Here is a 17,406-nt window from a genome sequence, read left to right as displayed (position 1 = left end):
GCTGTGTAGGCTTGTCCGGACAGCGGAAGTAGCCAAAATGTGCTAATTCTTGCTGCCCCGGAAGACGCACTTACCTCAACCCGACGCAGGTGATTCGGTGACGTCCCTGTCTGCTCGTATTCGCCGCGCGCGCGCGCTCGCCGCCATCAGTCAGGCAGAACTGGCCAAGCGCGTCGGCGTCCAGCGCAGCGCAGTCACCCAATGGGAATGCACTGCCGGCACCACCCCCAGCGTCGGCCACTTGATTCAGATCGCCTGCGAGACCGCAGTGTGCTTCGAATGGCTGGCCACCGGTCGCGGCCCGTCCCGGGCACAGGAGGGCCTGCTGGATGCGGCCGTGCAAAGCGGCGACTTCGCGCGCGACGAGCTGGAAAGCAGCGTCTTGGTCGCTTTACGGCGCGCATCTCAGCGCAAACGTGTTGCCATCGCGCAGATCATCGAATTGTTGACGGGCTGAGCCGCGCGGTGCGGCGCCCGCGGTGCAACACCCGATCCATGGGCGGCGCGGCCGCGCCAGGCCATGGGTCGGCAGTGCGGACGGGCGGCCATGTGACCGACCAGGTGCCGCGCCAAATCAGAATGCCTTCATCGAGCGCTTCAATCGCACGTTCCGCGAGGAAGTGCTCGACCTGAATCTCTTCGCCTGCCTCGACGAGGTGCGCGAAGCCGCCCACTGGTGGATGATCGACTACAACGAAGCAAGATCCCATGATTCGCTCGGCGGAATGACCCCGGTCGAGTACCGCAACAAGTACGCCGAAAGCTCTACTTTTGAAGTGCCTGCTTGACGGGGGAGCTTACGTTCCTGCACGTGAACCAGCGCATACGGCGCCAGTTTCGGTGCCAGCAGCGGCGTATTGGTGGCGGGGTTGCTGCTGGAGATGCCCTCCGGCAGGCCGGCGACGTTATAGGTGAGCACGTCGAGGACGCCGACGCTTGATTGGGCGTGGGCGACACCGGCGCAGGCCAGGGTCGCACCGATTCCGACGCTGAGCAGAGAACGAAGATGCTGAAGCATGATGACCTCGTGCGGTTGGGGAACAGCGGATGGACGCGACGCGTCGGGCCCGGCGCGTCGCGTGGAGGGCTCAGTGGTCCAAGGCGAGCGGATCGAGTGCGGCCTGGACGATGCGGGCGAACTGCGGCAGCGGGCAGTCGTACGCCGGCGTGGCGGTGCTGCAGCCGGGAATGAAGATGGCTGCGCTCGGCGGTGGTGCCTGCAGCGTCAATGGCACGCGTTCGCGCAGCTGCGTCAGGCTCTGCGCGGTGTAGCGCAGGCGAATGACGCGCTCACCGTCGGCACGCCGCCAGCGTTCGAACACCAGCGCGCCACCGGGGACGGTCTGGTCGGATTGATAGCCGGGCAACTGCCAGTGCAGATCGAACATGCCGGCCAGCAAGGTCAGGGTGCCGTCATGGCCGGACACCACCACCAGGCGCGCATCGCCGCCGATGGCCTCGGCCGCGGCGTGTGCATCGTCGCCTTGCTGCAGCGTGGCCAGCAGGCGTGCGGCCAGCGGGGTGCTGGCCAGGCGAGCGACGGTCGGCGCGCGCAACCGCAGCGCGAACTCGGCCTGGTGCGGGGCGAACACGCGCAGCAGCGTGGCTTCGTCCAGGCCTTGCCAACCCAGCGCGGCGAAATCCTGCCCATCGGCCCAGCCCATCAGCAGGCTTTCGGTGATGCCCGAGGCAGCCGCGGCGGGGCCATCGAGACCGGGAATCGACGGCCCGGCATCGTCCAGCCCGGCCGGTACCGTGGTCAGGCGCAGCTTGCCAGGCGCGGCCTGCGCGGGACACGGCCGTTGCGCGCATTGCAGCAGCAGGTGTTCGAGCGTATCGAGCGCATCGCTCTGGGTCGCATTCCAGGCCTGCGCATCGCCACCGATGCGGCCGGCAATGGCCGCCTGCATGCGCGCACGCGCCTGGGGCTGGCGCAGCGCAGCGGTGCCATCGAACAACACATCGGAACTGCCGGTCGGTACGTGATGCACCGGGTCGGCGCAGCCGGGCGTCAGTGTGCTGGCCAGCGCTTGCGCCGAGGCAATGGTGCGTTGGGTGCGGTTGGCCCAGTAATAGGCCTGGTTGCAGCCATCGCCGTTCAACAGACCAAGCGCGGTGTAGCGCGCGCGGTAGTAGTCGCCGAACAGGCGTTCCAGCTGCGCGCCGTTGGCGGTGAGGTGACCGGCCGGCACGCCGAAATGCGGCCATGGATGCAGCGAATAGCGGCCCAGCCGTTCGGGGCTGGACATCGCCGCACGCACGCCGTGGCGTTTGAGGATCACCACTTTTTCCAGGGTGTCCGGCGTCGCATCGGTGGCCTGGGCAGGGGTGAGCGGCATGAGCGCGAGCCCGAGTAGGGCGGTAGCGCGGCGGCAAAAGTGCAGAAGCATCGGCAGATCCATGACGAGTGAAGCGGAGAGGCGAAACAATCGGCGCAGCGCGGTGGCGGCCGTGCGCGCGCGCGACGACCGCCAGCTGCGCATGCAAACCCGCTTAGAAGCGCGCGCGCAGACCCAGCGACCACGTACGGCCGTAGTCGGTGTAGCCGCCGAACAGGTGGTCGCCGACGTACTGCCGCTGCACCTGGCCGGTGAGATTGATGGCGTTGACGAACACCGACAGGGTGTCGTTGACCTTCCAGGCGACATTGGCATCCAGGCTGCCGAATGCATCGCTGTTGAGCGTGGCCACATTGGCGGTGCCCACCGCGTTGACGATGTTGTCGCTCCAGCTGTAGCTGGCGCGCGCCATCAGCGGGCCCTTCTCGTAGAACAGCACGGCGTTGTAGGTGTTCTTGGCCACGCCTTCCAGGCTGTCGGTGAAGCGGCGCGTACCGTCGCGGTAGCTCGCCTGGCTGTCGGTAAAGGTGTAGTTGAGCTGCATGCCCAAACCGTCCAGCGGCGCCGGCAGGCCGGTGAACACCTGCTGGTAGGCCAGCTCCACGCCCTTGACGCTGGCCTGGCTGCCGTTGGTCTTGGACGAGAGCAGGTAGGTCTGGCCCTGGTAATCCAGATACGACAGCTGGGTCTGGATGAAACTGGAGATGTCCTTGTAGAACACGCCGCCAGTCAGCGCGGAGGTGCCGTCGATGTACCACTCGAAGGTCAGGTCGTATTGCCAGGCTTCGAACGGACGCAGCGCCGGATTGCCGCCGCTGGCGGTCAACACTTCGCCGCTGGAGTTGAAGGTGAGTTTGGACGAGAGGTCGGTGAGATCCGGGCGGGTGATCACCTTGGCTGCGGAGGTCCGCAGCACCATGTCATCGCGCACGTCCCAGGCGGCGTTGAACGAGGGCAAGGCGTTGGTATAGCTGCGCTCGAAATGCACCGGCTGGGCGGCGCCGTCGAGGTCGGCATGGCCGTCGGTGGTCTGCTCGGTGCGCACCAAGCGCACGCCGAGATTGCCGCGTACATCGCGCCCGGCCAGGGTGCCGCCGAAGTCGGTCATCGCATACGCCGAGCCGATCTTCTCGCGCACCTCGTAGGAATTCTGCAGGTCGGCGCTGTTGGGCGTGCCGCTGAGGTCGGCGGCGGTCGGCCAGTCGCCCCAGAACGGCGCTTCGATCGGCGCCAGCCACTGCCGTGGCAGCGTGCCCTTGCCGTCGACCAGCATGTCGCTCACCGGCAGCGCGGTGAAATAGCTGCCCGGAAAGCGCACGCCGGCGATGCGGTTGAGCAGCAGGTCGGCACGATCGTAGGTGCGCGAGCGCTCGCGGTACTTGGCGCCGAACTTGATGTCGCGCAGCCAGCCATCGCCGAGCGTGCGCTTGGCGTCCAGCTGCAGCGCGTCGTCCTTGTCGCGGGCATCGATTTCGCGCCATTCCAGCCGGCGTCCGTTGACGCTGGCCGGGTTGGTCGGATCGAAGCCATTGGTGAAGCTCCAGTTCGGCACGTTGTCGTCGTCGGCTTGCGGCATTTCCACCCGCATCGACAGGTTGGTGCCGCTGCGCAGCCGCGTGCGGCGGATCGGGTCGGAGTCGTAGCTGTGCGCCTGCGAGTGGAACGCCACTGCGCCAAGCGTCCACAGATCGCCATTCCAGGTACTGGACAGGCGCGCGCTGCGATTGTCGTCGGTGATGCCGGAGGTTTCGCGCGAGACCTGCACCTGGCCATTGCGATAGTCGAAGCCGGTCACGCCGCCGTGGTCCACTTGCAGGTTGCTCATCTTGGCAACGCCGTCGAAGCCCACGCCCAGGCTGTATTCGTCGTAGTGCACCGTCTGCCTGGCATACAGCAGGTCCAGATTGGTTTCCCAGGCGGCACTGGGGCGCCATTGCAACGAGGCGGCCACGCCGGTGCGCTCGCGCTGCTCCAGTTCCAGCGTCGGGCGCAGGCCGGTGGGCAGGTAAGACGCACCCGGCGCACCCGGCACGCCATTGGGGTAGTAATCCCAGCTCACTTCGTTGACGCGGTCCTGGCGCAGGCTGCGCTGGGCATATGCGCCGGACACCAGCATGCCGAAGGTGCCCTGGGCATTGACCCAGTTGAACAGGCCGGAGACGCGCGGATCGTTGGCATGCGTGCGTTGCGCCTGGCTGGATTCCAGCGAGGTGTTCAGCAAGGTCTTGCCCAGTTCCAGCGGGCGGAAGGTGCGTACGTTGACGATGCCGCCGATGGCGCCTTCGTCCAGATCGGCGGTGGGGCTCTTGATCACGTCCAGGCCGGAGACCAGTTCCGCCGGCAAGGTGTCGTAGCGAAACTGGCGGCCGGTCTGGCCGGAGGTGCGCACGTTCTCGTTGACCGCCATGGTCTGGCCGTTGAGCGTGGTCACCTGGAAATTCGGTCCCAGGCCGCGCACGCGCACGTACACGCCTTCGCCGCGGTCGCGCACGATCGACACGCCCGGCACGCGCTGCAGGGCTTCGGCCACGTTCTGCGCTGGCAGCTTGCCGATGTCTTCGGCGGCGATCACGTCCACCACGCTGTCGGCATAGCGCTTCTCGCGCAGCGCGGCGCTGAGGCTGCCGGCATAGCTGCCCAGCACCTGGATGCTGTCCAGTTCGCGCACCGGTGCACCGGCGGCGATCGGCGTGCTGCTTGGCGCAGCCGGCACCGCTGCAGCCGGCGCCTGGCTGGTGGCGGTGTCCGGTTCGATGGTCACCGTGGTGGGCGTGAGATAGCGATAGCGCAGGCCGGTGCCATCGAGCAGTTGTTGCAATGCCTGCTCGGGTGCCGCGCCGTCGGTGGTGCCACGGCTCTGACGCTCGGCGCCGACGCTTGCCGCGTAGACGAATTGCAGACCGGTCTGGCGCGACAGCGTATTGAGCGCGCGTGCCAGCGGTTGTGCGGGAATGGCAGTGACCGCGACGGGTGGCGTTTGGGCGCCGGCAGCACCGGCATGCAGGGCAAGGGCAACGGACAGGAACAGGCAGCGGCGCATCGTCACTTCCAGGCAGAGGGAGAGGGGCGCCGCACACGCGCATGGGGCGATGCGGCGACTACCCCATCTACGAGGCGCGACAAGCTGAGTCGGGCACCGTTTTTCCATGAATTTTCTGTGACACGTGCAGGGGCGCTGGCGTGCGCGTGCCGTGGAGTGCATGCAGGTCCGTGTTACCCGGCGAACAGCATGTTGGCGGTTCGATCGCCGATTGCGTCGATCGTTGCGTTGCGCGGCACCATGCAGCGCAATGCGCACGCCTAGATCGCATTGCGCCAACCCGGATGCCAGCCGTTCGGTGCGCAGATGCGTCAGCGCGAATCTGCGATGCGAACAGGCATGAAAGTGCGACGCCGCGGCGTGCCGACCCACGGCAGGCACACGCCGAGCAATGCGGTGGTGCCTGCAGTGCTGACTTCTGCACGCACGTGAGCGCCAGCGTGTCTGTCGCGTTGGCCGCGGGCCTTACCGGTTGGCGGTCGCCGGTGGTGCACGGCTGACGATGTGCAGCGCATCGGCGTGCTGTTCGAGCCGCAGGCCGGGCTGCCGCGCGAGAAACGCGCGCAGGCCGGCGAGATCGTCGCTACGCAGATTGCCGGTCAGGCGCATCGCGCCGGCGCGCGCATCGTCGATATGCAGCTGGATGCGATTGAGGCGATTGAAGTCTTCGGCCACGTTGCGCAACGGCTCGTCGCGGAAGACGATGCGCTGCTGCTGCCACGCATGCATGGTGGCGACATCTTCATTGCTCAACTCGACCTGGCCGGCGCCATCGATGCGCGCGCTTTGTCCTGCACCCAGGTTGGCCAGCATCGGCTGCGCCGGGCGGTCGGCGCGCCAGAGATGCACGCGACCGGCAGACACGTCGATGCGTGCCTGCTGCCCATGCAGGGCAATGTCGAACGCGGTGCCGATGTCTTCCACGCGCAGGTCCAGCACCCGGACCTGCAACGGACGCCGATCCCGGGCGACATCGAAGCTCGCCTGGCCCTGCAGCAACTGCAGGTGGCGCGACCACGGCGACATGGTGGCCTGGATGCGCGTGTCTGCATTGAGGAACACCACGCTGCGGTCGGCCAGTTGCACGCGGCGTTGTTCGCCATGTGCGGTCGCATAGGTCGTGGTGCGTGGCCAGGCCCAGCCGCCGAGCACGGTCAGCAGACCGAGCATGGCGGCCAGACCGACATGCCAGTGCGACCGGCGTGCCGCCGACCGCGATCGCGCGGTTCCCCTTGCAGCGACGGGACGCCGCGGCGGCAACGGCAGCGCCACCACGTTGCGCGCCGTCCCGGTGTCGCGTTGGCGCTCGGCCTGCAGCAGCGCCTCGACATCCAGCGCCATCGCATCCAGCGCCTCGCCGAGCGCACCGGCCACCTGCGTCACTGCCAGGTATTCGCGCACATGCGCCGGCGAGGCGGTCAGCCAATCCATGAAACGCGCCTGCTGGTCGGCATCCAGCGGCTGCATGCGTTGCAGCGCATGCCAGTGTGCCGCTTCCTCGGTCAGGCGGCGCGCCGCCAGCGACGCGACGCTCACCACCACTGCGCTCCCTCGTCGGCCAGCGCCGATCGACAGGCCGACAGGCCGCGCACCACGTATTTCTTGACCATGTGCGAGGACACACCCAGACGTTCGGCGATCTGTTTGTAGCTCAGGCCGTCGCGGTACTGCATCACCAGCACCGCACGCACGCGCTCGGGCAGCCCGGCCAGTACGATCTGCAGGCGTTGCTGGCGCTGTTGCCGCTGGGCGCTGTCTTCGACATCGTCACCGGCCACCAGCCGTTGCGCGAACTGTTCCATGTCCTCGATGCGCAGCGGGGCCTGCCTGCGCCGCGCCGCCTGCTCGCGCGCCAGATTGACCGCCACGGTATAGAGATACGCTTCCGGGTTGGCGATGGCCTGGCCCGGCTGCTGATGCGCACGCAGCAGGCGCAGATAGGTTTCCTGGACCAGGTCTTCGGCGTCCTCGTTTGCTCCGCGGCGCACGAAGAAGCCGCGCAGCACCGGGCCATGCTCGGTGAACAGACGTGCCCAGGCGCGCTTTGGATGTGCCGACACCCCAACCTCCGGCCGATTGCAGGGGCGCAGGCTAGCGGCGTCGTATGACGTCGCGGTGACGCGGTTGCTGCCCATGACGTGGCGGCAGGCACGCAGGCGGGCACAGGCCTGTGCTTGCCCACGCAGCCGCCGCTACCCGATACCGCGGCGTCCGGAGGTCGCGCTTTCCGGGGGACAGGCTGGGCGTGCCCGAGGCGGACCCGGCTGCCGGCGACACCTGGTCGCCGGCCTGGCTCCTCCGCGCTGTGGGGGGCGCGGTGATCGGGAATCCAATTGGTTACCGGCTGCGCGTTCCGCGTTGGCGCCAATGCGGGATACTGCGTGTCCACGCAGGCGAGATGGGCTTGGATGTCCGAGCTGCCGATCACCGAGTTGTTGCAGGCCTGGCAGCGCGACGAACCCGGCGCGGGCGACGCATTGGCGCGCCAGGTCTACGACGTGCTGCGCGCCACCGCGATGCGCGAGCTGCGTCGCGACGCGCGCGCCGGCTTGCAGGCAACCGAGCTGGTGCACGAGGCGTGGATGCGACTGGAACAGGGCCAGCAGGGTTTTCGTTCGCGGGCGCATTTCTATTCGGTGGCTGCGCTGCAGATGCGCCACCTGTTGGTGGATCTGGCGCGCCAGCAGGCCAGCGCCAAGCGGTTGGGGCAGGCGGTGACGCTGACCATCAGCCTGTCCGACGGCGCCGCACGGCCGGAGGCATTGATGCTGGTGGCCGATGCCTTCGACAAGCTGGCCCAGGTGGACGAGCGCAAAGCCAAGGCATTCGCGTTGACCGAGCTGGTGGGTTTCAGCGTGGCCGAGGCAGCCGAACAGCTGGAGGTGTCGGTGCCGACGCTGGAGCGCGATCTGCGTTTTGCCAGGGTGTGGCTGGCGGCGCAGCTGTGAGCCTGGCGGCCACCGCGTGGCAACGTTTGGAAGCCTTGTTTCATCGGGCCTGCCAGCTGCCTGCGGCTGAGCGCGAGGCATTCGCGCGCGCGCAGGCCGGCGACGACGCCAGCTTGCGCGACGAACTGCTGGCGATGCTGGCGGTGGAATCGCAGGCCACCTTGCGCGTGCGGGCGCCATTGAAGCAGGCCGCCGCCGCATTGCGCGCGCCATTACCGGAACTGCCGGCCGGCACACGCTTCGGTGCGTGGGCGATCGACCGCCTGATCGGCGCTGGCGGCATGGGCCAGGTGTATCTGGGCCACCGTGCCGATGGCGCGTACGAGCGCGAGGTGGCGATCAAGCTGGTGGCTGCCGATGCGCTGGATGCGCAGGGCCGTGCACTGTTCGAATTCGAGTGCCGGCTGCTGGCGCAGATGGTGCACCCGGCGATCGCGCAGATACACGACGTGGGTACCGATGCCCACGGCCAGCCGTACCTGGTGATGGAATACCTGCGCGGCGAGCCGATCACCTGGTGGTGCGACGAACACCGCCTGTCGCTGCATGCGCGCGTATTGCTGATGCTGCGTGTCGGCGAGGCAGTCCAGCACGCGCATCAGAAGGGCGTGATCCATCGCGACCTCAAACCCAGCAACGTGCTGGTCAGCGAGATCGACGGGCGGCCGATGCCAGGGGTGATCGACTTCGGCATCGCCGTCGATGCGACCAACCCGGGCATGACCTACGCGCATGATCGCGGCACGCCGGGCTACATGAGCCCGGAACAGGCACGCGGCGCGCAGGATGTGGACGCACGCAGCGATATCTATGCGCTGGGAGCGATGTTCTACGAATTGAGTTGCGGGCTGGCGCCAGTGGCCGGACGCGACGGGGTGCCGCAGCCGCCGTCGCAGCGGGTGGCAGCAGTGCCGGCCGATGCGCGTGCGCGCATCTGCTCGGCGCGCGAGACCACCTACCAAAAATTACACGAGCAACTGCGCGACGGGCTGGATGCGATCGTGCTGCGCGCCCTGGAACCGCAACCGGGTGCGCGCTACGCATCGGTATCTGCGCTGCTGGACGATCTGCATCGCTGGCTGGACGGTTACCCGCCGCGCGCCCTGCAGGCGAGCCGCTGGCTGCGGCTGCGCAAATTCACCCAGCGTCATCGCAGCGGCGTCGCCGCCGCCGGCCTGGCTGCGATCGCCGTGGTCGCCGGCCTGGGTGCCACGCTGTGGTCGCTGCAACAGGCCGCGCGCGATGCCCAACGCGCGCAGGTCACCGGCGATTTCATGAGTTCGGTGTTGTCCAGCGTGGACCCTGGTGTGGCGCGCGACCTGGACAAGACCCTGATGCTGCGCGTGATGCAGCAGGCCTCGCAGCGTGCGGCGCGCGAGCTGGCCGACCAGCCCGATGCGCGCACCCAGGTGGAACTGACGCTGGGCCGCACGCTCATTGCGCTGGCTAATTTCCCGCAGGCCGTGGAGCATCTGCGCATCGCACAGACCCTGGCGCAGCAGACCGCCGGCGCGGGCAGCCTGCCGGCGTTGAAGGCCGCTTCCATGCTGGGACAGGCGCTCACCGGTGACGGCAAACCCGGCGACGCCGAGCGTGTCTTGCGCCAGGGCATTGCACAGGCAGCACGCGGCGATGCGCAACAGCAGGCCATGGGCAACGAGCTGCGTGCGTGGTTGGCGTGGGCCCTGCGCGAACAGGGCCGCATGCGCGATGCGTTGGCAGAGAGCCGGCATGCCTATGTCGCTGCGCTGGCCAATGCCTCCAGCAGCGCGGACCAGCGTATCGACGCCGGCAACAGCTACGCCGCCATGCTGGCCGATAACGGCCAGCTGGTACCGGCGATCGCCTTGCAGCGCAGCCTGTTGCGCGAGCGCATGGCCATGCGCGGGCCCGAGCATCCACTGGTGGTGTCGATGCGCAACAGCCTGGCAGTGTTCCTGCTGATGCAGCGCGACTTTGCCGGTGCCGAAGCCGAACTCGTCCCGCTGCTGCGGGTCACACGCACGTTGTATGGCGAGAGCGCCGCCGACACCTTGATGATCGAAGGCAACCTGGCCGGCGCGTTGCGGCAGCAGGGCAAGGTGGCCGAAGCCGGGCCGTACTCCCGCAGGGCGCTGGAGCGCGCGCGCGCGGCCTTCGGCAACGATGCACCGGCCACCATCGCCTATCGCAGCAACCATGCGTTCTGGCTGCTGGACGACGGCCAGGTGGACGCGTCGCTGGCCGAACAGCGCGCCGCGCTCACCGCATCGGAGCGTGTGCTGGGGCGCGCGCATCCGCAAACGGCCGAGATCCTGCGCGGCATGTCCGAAGCCGAGCGCAGGCTGGGACAGACCGTGGCGGCGCGCGATCATGCACGGCAGGCGTTGCAGATTCTTACCGGCATTTTCGGCGATGCAGACGCGCCACTGCGCGCCGCGCGCCAGACCCTGGCGTCGGCGACGCCGCCGGCCGACAGCCGTGAGGCAGAGGCCACTACCGCGGTGGCGCAGCGCTGAGACGAATTGTCGGGTGACCGGCGCGGCCTGGCTGGATAGTGCCGTGCATGGCCACGACCGAAGCGTGCCGATGCAACCTGCCGCGCGCCTGACCGATTTGCATGTCTGCCCCATGGTGACCGGGGTGGTGCCGCATGTGGGCGGGCCGATCGTCAGCCCCGGTGCGCCAACGGTATTGATCGGCGGCCTGCCGGCGGCGCGGCTGGGCGACATGGCGGTATGCGTCGGCCCGCCGGACAGCATCGTGGCCGGCGCACCGACCGTGTTGATCGCAGGCCAGCCTGCTGCGCGCCTGGGCGACAGTACCGCACATGGCGGGGTGATCACCCTGGGCTGCTTCACCGTGCTGATCGGGTGAGCGGTGCGGTGGGGCGGTTGGTGACCGGTGGCAGGCTGCCGCCAGTTGTCCGCCGATCGCGCCCATGCGCAGGTACTCAGGCCTGCCAGTGCCCGCAGCGATTCCAGGCAGTGGCTGCCCCGGCGCGTCAGCACCACGGTCGTGGTGTTGGCTGCGCGTTGCAGGCGTGACGCCGTGCCGCTCCGCGCTCAGGTTCGTACCCGCACCACCGGTTGCCGTGTCTTTGGAGAAGCTCATGCAAACTGCGACCCAGCCACACCCCGAGGCACTGCAGCAGGCGATCGCCGCGCACCGCAGTGGCCGACTCGAACACGCCGCGCAGCTGTACACGCAGCTGCTGGATGATCAGCCCGGGCATACCGACGCGCTGCATTACCAGGGCATCCTGCTGCATCAGCGCGGCAACAGCGCCGCAGCGGTGGCCTCCATCACCCAGGCGTTGACGCTGGCGCCCGCGCAACCGGATGCCTGCAACAACCTGGGCAACGTGCACCGCGAATGCGGCCGCCTGCGCGATGCCGAAAATTGCTATCGCCGCGCGCTGGCGCTGGCGCCTGCGCATGCCGATGCACTGGCGAATCTGGCAGCGGTACTGGAAGCGCAGCGGCGCGGCGAAGAAGCCTTCGTCACCTATGCGGCCTTGTTGCACATCTATCCACAATCCGCGCATGCGCATTACCTGCTCGGCCTGTTCCTGCGCAACAACGCGCAGGCCGCCGAGCATCTGCAGCAATCGGTGCAGTGCCTGCAGCAGGCCTGCACGCTGGCACCGGACAACCTGCACGCCCGCGAGGCGCTGGGCACCGGGCTCTACCTGTTGGGCGAGCAGGCGCAGGCGCAAACGGTGTATCGCGACTGGCTGGCGCTTGAGCCGGGCAACGCAGTGGCGACGCATATGCTGGCGGCCTGTGGTGGCGCCGAACCGCCGCCGCGTGCCGGCGATACCTATGTGCGTGAACTGTTCGATGGCTTTGCCGACAGTTTCGACGAACAGTTGCTGCATCACCTGGAGTACCGCGCGCCGCACCGGCTGACCGAGGCATTGGCGGCCTGCCTTGCGCCACCGCATGCAGGCTTGCGCATGCTCGATGCCGGCTGCGGCACCGGGCTGTGTGCGCCGTTGTGGCGCCCGTATGCACGTGAACTGGTGGGTGTGGACCTGTCGCCGGGCATGGTCGCCAAGGCACGCCAACGCGGTGGCTACGATCGCCTCGACGTGGCCGAACTCACTGCATACCTGCACGCGCAGCACGCGCAATGGGATGTGATCGGCTCGGCCGACACGTTGGTGTACTTCGGTGCGCTGCAGCCGGTGCTCGCTGCCGCTGCTGGCGCGCTCACGCCAGGGGGCGTGCTGGGCTTCACGGTCGAAGCGCTGGACGCGCGGAGCGACCGGGTCGAACTCGATGCCAGCGGGCGCTATCGGCACAGCCATGCGCATGTGCGCGCCGCATTGCGAGGCGCTGGTCTGCAGCCGATCGCGTTGGAATTGGACGTGCTGCGCAGCGAACGCGGCCAGCCGGTGCATGGCTGGGTCGTGACCGCGCGCACGCCTGGGCCGGCCTGAGACGAAATGTCGGCTTTGCCGCACGCACGCATGTGAGCATGTGCGTGACGGTTGCCGTGCCCGAGCCGCCTGCCGTTGCACGTGCGGGTACGCAACACAACGCTGTCGGTCAGCGCAACGTGCGTTGCCCCATCACCTGTGGATGCTTCGATGCCGCGCACCATCACGCTGCACTCCGACCTTGGCGAGCGCCTGCTGCTGCACCGCATGCAGGCCAGCGAAGCGTTGGGGCAGCTGTTCGACTACCGCATCGATGCGTTGTGCACCGAGCTGCAGCCCAACCTGCGTGATCTGCTTGGCACGCCAGTGGCGGTGCAACTGGCCGATGGCGAGGGCGAACAGCGCTGGTATCACGGCATGGTGGCCAGTTGCGCGCACAACGGCTACGCCGTGGTCGATGCGCTCGAGTACGCCGTGCTGGAACTGCAGGTGATGCCCAAACCATGGCTGCTGACCCAGCGCCGCGATTGCCGTATCTATCAGGACATGAGCGTGCCGGAGATCGTCACCAGCGTGCTGGGCGAGATCGGCTACGGCGATGTGCAGCAGCAGCTGAGCGCGCAGTACGCCAAGCGCACCTACTGCGTGCAATACCGCGAGGACGATTTCAGCTTCATCAGCCGGCTGCTGGAACGCGAAGGCATCTACTACTACTTCACCCATAGCCGCAGTGCGCATACCTTGGTGCTGGCCGATGCGCTGGGTGCGCATGCAGCGCAAAATGGCGTGGACAGCTTGCCGTATGCGCCGCCGGGCACCGACGACCGGCGCCTGATGCGCTCGGTGGTGAGCCATTGGCGCAGTGCGCGCGGCGTACATTGCAGCCAGCATGGCAGCACCGACTACGACCCGCTGCAGCCGCGTGCATCGCTGGCCGCCGAGGCCGACGCCAGCGGCGAACAGTTGCACACCGTCGATGGTCTGATCGCCTTCGACTATCCCGGTGCGCATACAGTGCAAACCGACGGTAATCGCTACATGCAGGTGCGCAGCGAGGCGCACAACGTGCAGCGCGCCAGCCATGCAGCCACCACCAATGCCTGCGGCCTGATGGTCGGTGCCTTGTTTCGCTTGCGCGGGTTTCCGCGTGCCGAACTCAATCAGGAATATCTGGTGCTGTCGGCGCACACCACGCTGGCCGCGCCCGAACACGCTAGCGGCGAGCCGCCGTTTTCCAGTAGCGTGCAGGTGATGGAAAGCCGGCTGCCGTTCCGTAGCCTGCAACGCACCGTAACGCCGACCATTGCCGGCCTGCAGACGGCGATGGTGACCGGCGACACCGACGAGGACATTGCGGTGGATGCGCATGGCCGCGTGCAGGTGACCTTTCACTGGGCCACTGCGGCACGCCCGCATGCCGCACTGTCGTGCTGGGTGCGTGTGGCCTCGATGTGGGCGGGCAAGGGCTGGGGCGCGATGAGCCTGCCACGCGTGGGGCAGGAAGTGGTGGTGAGCTTTCTGGAAGGCGACCCGGACCGCCCGCTGATCGTGGGCAGCGTCTACAACGGCGACCATGCGCCGCCGTTTTCCTTGCCCGACAACAAGACCCAAAGCGGCGTGCGCAGCCGCAGCCTGCTGGGCGGCACTGCCGATTTCAACGAGCTGCGATTCGAAGACAAGGCCGGCGCAGAAGAGCTCTACCTGCGTGCGCAACGCGATCTGCGCGAAGAAGTGCAGCACGATCACACCAGCACCATCGACAACGATCGGGTGCTGACCGTCAAGCACGACCGCAGCGCGCGTATCGACAATAACGACAGCGTGGATGTCGGCAAGAAGCTGCTGCTGAAAGCCGGCGAAGAGATCGAGTTGGTGACCGGCAGCGCGCGCCTGGTGATGAAGCAGAACGGCGAGATCGTGTTGAGCGGCATCAAGATCCTGGTCGATGCCAGCTCGGAAGCCAAGATCACCTCCACCGCCATCAAGCTCCTTGCCGATGCACAGCTGCAGGCCAAATCGCCGGCCACCGAAGTGGCTGGCGATGCCACGCTTAAACTGACCTCCGGCGGCATGCTCAGTGCCGAAGCCGGTGCCTCGGCCACGCTCAAGGGCCCGTTGGTCAGCATCAAGGCCGACGCCTTGGTGCAGGTCGGCGGCGGCCTGATCATGATCGGATGAGCGCGCCCACGCTCTCGCTGGCGCAGGCCTGTGCGCAGATGCAGTTGTCTGCGCCCGCCTGCGCGCAGCTTAGTACGCCGATCGCGCCGCAAGCGGCGGTTGGCGCGCTGCTGGCCAGCGGTCATGGCGAAGATGCCATCAAGCTGCTCGCGCGCCTGCTGCCCAAGCGCTACGCGGTGGCCTGGCTGTGCCAATGCGTGCGCGGCGAAACCCTGGACGAGGAAGACCGTGCCGGCGCGGCACTGGCCGAGAAGTGGGTGCGCGAGCCCAGCGAGGCGCATCGTCGCGCCGCGCAGGCATTTGCGCATGCCGGCGACTATGTCTCTCTGGGTGCGTGGCTGGCGGCGGCAGTGGCCTGGTCCGGCGGCAGCCTGGCGCCGCCGCATCAGACCACGCCCGTGCCGCCGGCCGACCATCTCACTGCGCGCGCGGTGGCCGCCGCCATCACCTTGCTGGCCGCGCGCGAGCCGGCGCAGCTGGAAGCGCGGCGCAGCGGCTATGCAGCGCATGCCATGGAGCTGCTGACCAGTGTGGGGGCGCCATGAAGCCGCCTGATCGCCGAACGGGCGGGGTCGATTGCGCCGATGGCCGTTGGCGTTTGGCTGCGCGTGCGGGTGCGCTGTCCACGCGCGGAAACGGCGCCGGCAGGCTTTCTTGCACAAGTCTATTGCGCTGGGCGCGCGTGCCGATCCGCATCGGCGGACGCAGGTCTGTGTACCGGCTGCCTGCGTGCCGCATACAGGCGTGCGGCATCGATGTCCCCAGCGTTTTCCGCCGGCCTGCACGCTTGCCGGCGGCCACTTTCAGTGATCCTTTGCAGGAGCCCATGGCGTGTCCAGTTCGCAGTTGATCCTCACCGTCGGCGGCGCGCAGGCCGCGCAGTTCGGCGCCAGCGCGCAGAAGCGCTTTGCCGGCACCGGCGGCAGCATCGGCCGCTCCGACGAAAGCGATTGGGTCCTGGCCGCGCCCGGCGTCTCGCGCACGCATGCGGTGGTGCGCTTTCTCAACGGGATGTATTTCATCGAGGACCGCAGCACCAACGGCATGTCGCTCAACGGCACTGCGCTGACGCGTGCGGACCCCTCAGCGCTCAGCGATGGCGACCGCCTGCAGCTGGACAGCTTCGAGATCCATGTGCAGGTGCAATCGCTGGCTGCAGCCCCGACGCCGGCGCCGGCATTCGACCCGCTGCCAGATGCGATGGACGACCGCACCCAGGTTGCGCCGCCGCCGTCGACGCGGCGTGCCACCTCCGCCACAGCGTGCCTGGATCTGCTGGAGTTCGGTACGCCGCCTTCTGCGCGGCCTGCAGTGGACGCGTTGTTGGACGATGTGTTGCTGAGCGGCGCACCCGGCGAGCTGGATCCGTTGCGCCTGCTCGACCCGTTGCCTGCACCGGCACGCGATGCCAGCCCCAGCGCGTGGAATCAGAGCAACGCCAGCCACGACCATTTCCGTCCACCGGCCAGTCCCGATGCGCGCGCCACCTTGCCGGAAAACTGGGACATGACGCTTGGCGATTTTGCGCCGCCCGCGCCATTGCCTGCGTTAGCGCCCATGGCCGCGCCGGTGGCCTCGCCATTCGCGCCGCCGGCGGCGGTGTCGGTTGCAACCGCACCATCGGCGGCAACAACAGTGCCGCCGGAGCTGGATCGCATCTTCGCCATCGTGGTCGATGGCGTCATGGATGTGCTGCGTGCACGCGCAGAGATCAAGAACACCTTTCGCTTGCCGGTCACGGTGATCCAACGCTCGGAGAACAACCCGCTCAAGTTCGCCGCCACCGCCGAAGATGCGCTGCAGAAGTTGCTCGCACCGCCAAGCGCGTCGTTTCTGTCCGGGGTGCCAGCGTTCGAAGATGCCTTCGACGATATCCGCTGCCATCAGATGGCGATGCTGGCCGGCATGCGCGCGGCCTTCGACGCCATGCTGTTCCACTTCAGCCCGGACCGCCTGGAGCAGGAAGCCGACGCCGGCGGTAAGCGCCTGGGTTTCGGTGGCAAGGGGCGTTACTGGGAACGCTACCGCGACAATTTCGAGCAGCTGCGCAGCGACCCGGACGACTGCTTCCGTCGCCTGTTCGGCGATGAGTTCGCGCGTGCCTACGAGGCGCAACTGACGCGCTTGAAATCGGCACGGCGGCAGTGATTGGCCCACTGGTCGACGATGGCCGGCACCAAATCGCCGATCGCTTTCGGTCAAGCGCGATCGATCGCGGCCCGATCCGTTGTCCTCCGCCAACGTGGGTCGTCATCGCTGAGGCGGGCTTGCAGAGTTGGAGAAAAACGATCCGGTGCCTGACGTCGGGCGATGTGTTGAGCGAATCGGGTTCAGAGCACGCCAATGGCGTCGCTGGCTGGAGCGGCAGTCGTCCAGCACATCTTCCAGTTCTGCATGGCTCGGCGAGAGTTCCGCCGGTCTGAGTGGGCGGCAGCCCGATACCGCTTCGGATGGATGATATCGCCGCCTGCGGTCGAGGCCGGGGGGCTGAGACATTTTGACGGGTGAGCACCTCGGGTGCGCCGCAGAATCGCTCCA

General features: G+C 67.8%; 13 protein-coding genes and 2 pseudogenes. 9 read left to right on the top strand and 6 right to left on the bottom strand.

Features of this window, described 5'->3' with window-relative positions:
• Window positions 1–49 precede the first annotated feature (49 nt).
• Window positions 50–457: a helix-turn-helix domain-containing protein gene (locus tag EO156_RS07465; protein ID WP_015472057.1), complete on the top strand. Its 408-nt coding sequence runs from the start codon at window positions 50–52 to the stop codon at window positions 455–457.
• Here EO156_RS07465 and EO156_RS24140 read toward each other — a convergent pair.
• A complete protein-coding gene (locus EO156_RS24140) occupies window positions 435–674 on the bottom strand; it encodes a hypothetical protein (protein WP_206513884.1) in 240 nt (79 codons plus the stop codon). The genes EO156_RS07465 and EO156_RS24140 overlap by 23 nt on opposite strands.
• Between EO156_RS24140 and EO156_RS07460 the strand changes: the two are divergent.
• Window positions 570–788 (top strand): annotated as a pseudogene (locus EO156_RS07460) (transposase); the annotation flags it as partial. The gene EO156_RS24140 and the pseudogene EO156_RS07460 overlap by 105 nt on opposite strands.
• A gap of 14 nt (window positions 789–802) precedes the next feature.
• Here the strand turns inward: EO156_RS07460 and EO156_RS07455 are convergent.
• The 5 genes and pseudogenes from EO156_RS07455 to EO156_RS07430 all read right to left on the bottom strand — a co-directional run.
• Window positions 803–1,018, bottom strand: a pseudogene (locus EO156_RS07455) (endonuclease); the annotation flags it as partial.
• Between the two features lie 70 nt (window positions 1,019–1,088).
• On the bottom strand, window positions 1,089–2,390 hold the full coding sequence (locus tag EO156_RS07450) for a histidine-type phosphatase (protein WP_029829635.1): 1,302 nt from the start codon (window positions 2,388–2,390) through the stop codon (window positions 1,089–1,091).
• A gap of 103 nt (window positions 2,391–2,493) precedes the next feature.
• Window positions 2,494–5,379, bottom strand: a complete 2,886-nt coding sequence (locus EO156_RS07445) for a TonB-dependent receptor (protein ID WP_016850017.1) — start codon at window positions 5,377–5,379, stop codon at window positions 2,494–2,496.
• Window positions 5,380–5,844: 465 nt separating this feature from the next.
• Window positions 5,845–6,915: a FecR domain-containing protein gene (locus EO156_RS07435; protein ID WP_126936739.1), complete on the bottom strand. Its 1,071-nt coding sequence runs from the start codon at window positions 6,913–6,915 to the stop codon at window positions 5,845–5,847.
• Window positions 6,912–7,439, bottom strand: a complete 528-nt coding sequence (locus EO156_RS07430; protein ID WP_005926389.1) for an RNA polymerase sigma factor — start codon at window positions 7,437–7,439, stop codon at window positions 6,912–6,914. The genes EO156_RS07435 and EO156_RS07430 overlap by 4 nt, the downstream gene beginning before the upstream one ends.
• Window positions 7,440–7,787: 348 nt before the next feature.
• Here EO156_RS07430 and ecfK point away from each other — a divergent pair, with 348 nt between their 5' ends.
• The 7 genes from ecfK to tagH all read left to right on the top strand — a co-directional run bounded on the left by ecfK (window position 7,788) and on the right by tagH (window position 17,016).
• Window positions 7,788–8,327, top strand: coding sequence for an ECF-type sigma factor EcfK (ecfK, locus tag EO156_RS07425; protein WP_003487343.1), 540 nt, complete (start codon window positions 7,788–7,790; stop codon window positions 8,325–8,327).
• The gene (locus tag EO156_RS07420) at window positions 8,306–10,825 is read left to right on the top strand and encodes a serine/threonine-protein kinase (RefSeq protein WP_029996410.1); all 2,520 of its coding nucleotides are present in this window, start codon (window positions 8,306–8,308) and stop codon (window positions 10,823–10,825) included. The genes ecfK and EO156_RS07420 overlap by 22 nt, the downstream gene beginning before the upstream one ends.
• A gap of 43 nt (window positions 10,826–10,868) precedes the next feature.
• Entirely contained in the window at window positions 10,869–11,183 is a 315-nt protein-coding gene (locus EO156_RS07415) for a PAAR domain-containing protein (RefSeq protein WP_014091406.1), read from the top strand.
• A gap of 235 nt (window positions 11,184–11,418) precedes the next feature.
• Window positions 11,419–12,750, top strand: coding sequence for a tetratricopeptide repeat protein (locus tag EO156_RS07410; protein WP_016850541.1), 1,332 nt, complete (start codon window positions 11,419–11,421; stop codon window positions 12,748–12,750).
• Between the two features lie 150 nt (window positions 12,751–12,900).
• On the top strand, window positions 12,901–14,868 hold the full coding sequence (locus EO156_RS07405) for a type VI secretion system tip protein VgrG (RefSeq protein WP_016850542.1): 1,968 nt from the start codon (window positions 12,901–12,903) through the stop codon (window positions 14,866–14,868).
• On the top strand, window positions 14,865–15,413 hold the full coding sequence (locus EO156_RS07400; protein WP_029829631.1) for a hypothetical protein: 549 nt from the start codon (window positions 14,865–14,867) through the stop codon (window positions 15,411–15,413). The genes EO156_RS07405 and EO156_RS07400 overlap by 4 nt, the downstream gene beginning before the upstream one ends.
• Before the next feature lie 286 nt (window positions 15,414–15,699).
• On the top strand, window positions 15,700–17,016 hold the full coding sequence (gene tagH, locus EO156_RS07395; protein ID WP_016850250.1) for a type VI secretion system-associated FHA domain protein TagH: 1,317 nt from the start codon (window positions 15,700–15,702) through the stop codon (window positions 17,014–17,016).
• Window positions 17,017–17,406 lie beyond the last annotated feature (390 nt).

The sequence above is a fragment of the Xanthomonas sp. DAR33341 genome (assembly GCF_003992815.1).
GTDB lineage: Bacteria > Pseudomonadota > Gammaproteobacteria > Xanthomonadales > Xanthomonadaceae > Xanthomonas > Xanthomonas cissicola.
This window is presented reverse-complemented; position numbering and strand designations above follow the sequence as displayed.

Bases quoted from the DNA above. Each gene is read 5' to 3' on its own strand.
- EO156_RS07410 (WP_016850541.1), top strand. From the start codon at position 11,419: ATGCAAACTGCGACCCAGCCACACCCCGAGGCACTGCAGCAGGCGATC.
- EO156_RS07405 (WP_016850542.1), top strand. From the start codon at position 12,901: ATGCCGCGCACCATCACGCTGCACTCCGACCTTGGCGAGCGCCTGCTG.
- ecfK (WP_003487343.1), top strand. From the start codon at position 7,788: ATGTCCGAGCTGCCGATCACCGAGTTGTTGCAGGCCTGGCAGCGCGAC.
- EO156_RS07445 (WP_016850017.1), bottom strand. From the start codon at position 5,379: ATGCGCCGCTGCCTGTTCCTGTCCGTTGCCCTTGCCCTGCATGCCGGT.
- EO156_RS07450 (WP_029829635.1), bottom strand. From the start codon at position 2,390: ATGCTTCTGCACTTTTGCCGCCGCGCTACCGCCCTACTCGGGCTCGCG.
- EO156_RS07400 (WP_029829631.1), top strand. From the start codon at position 14,865: ATGAGCGCGCCCACGCTCTCGCTGGCGCAGGCCTGTGCGCAGATGCAG.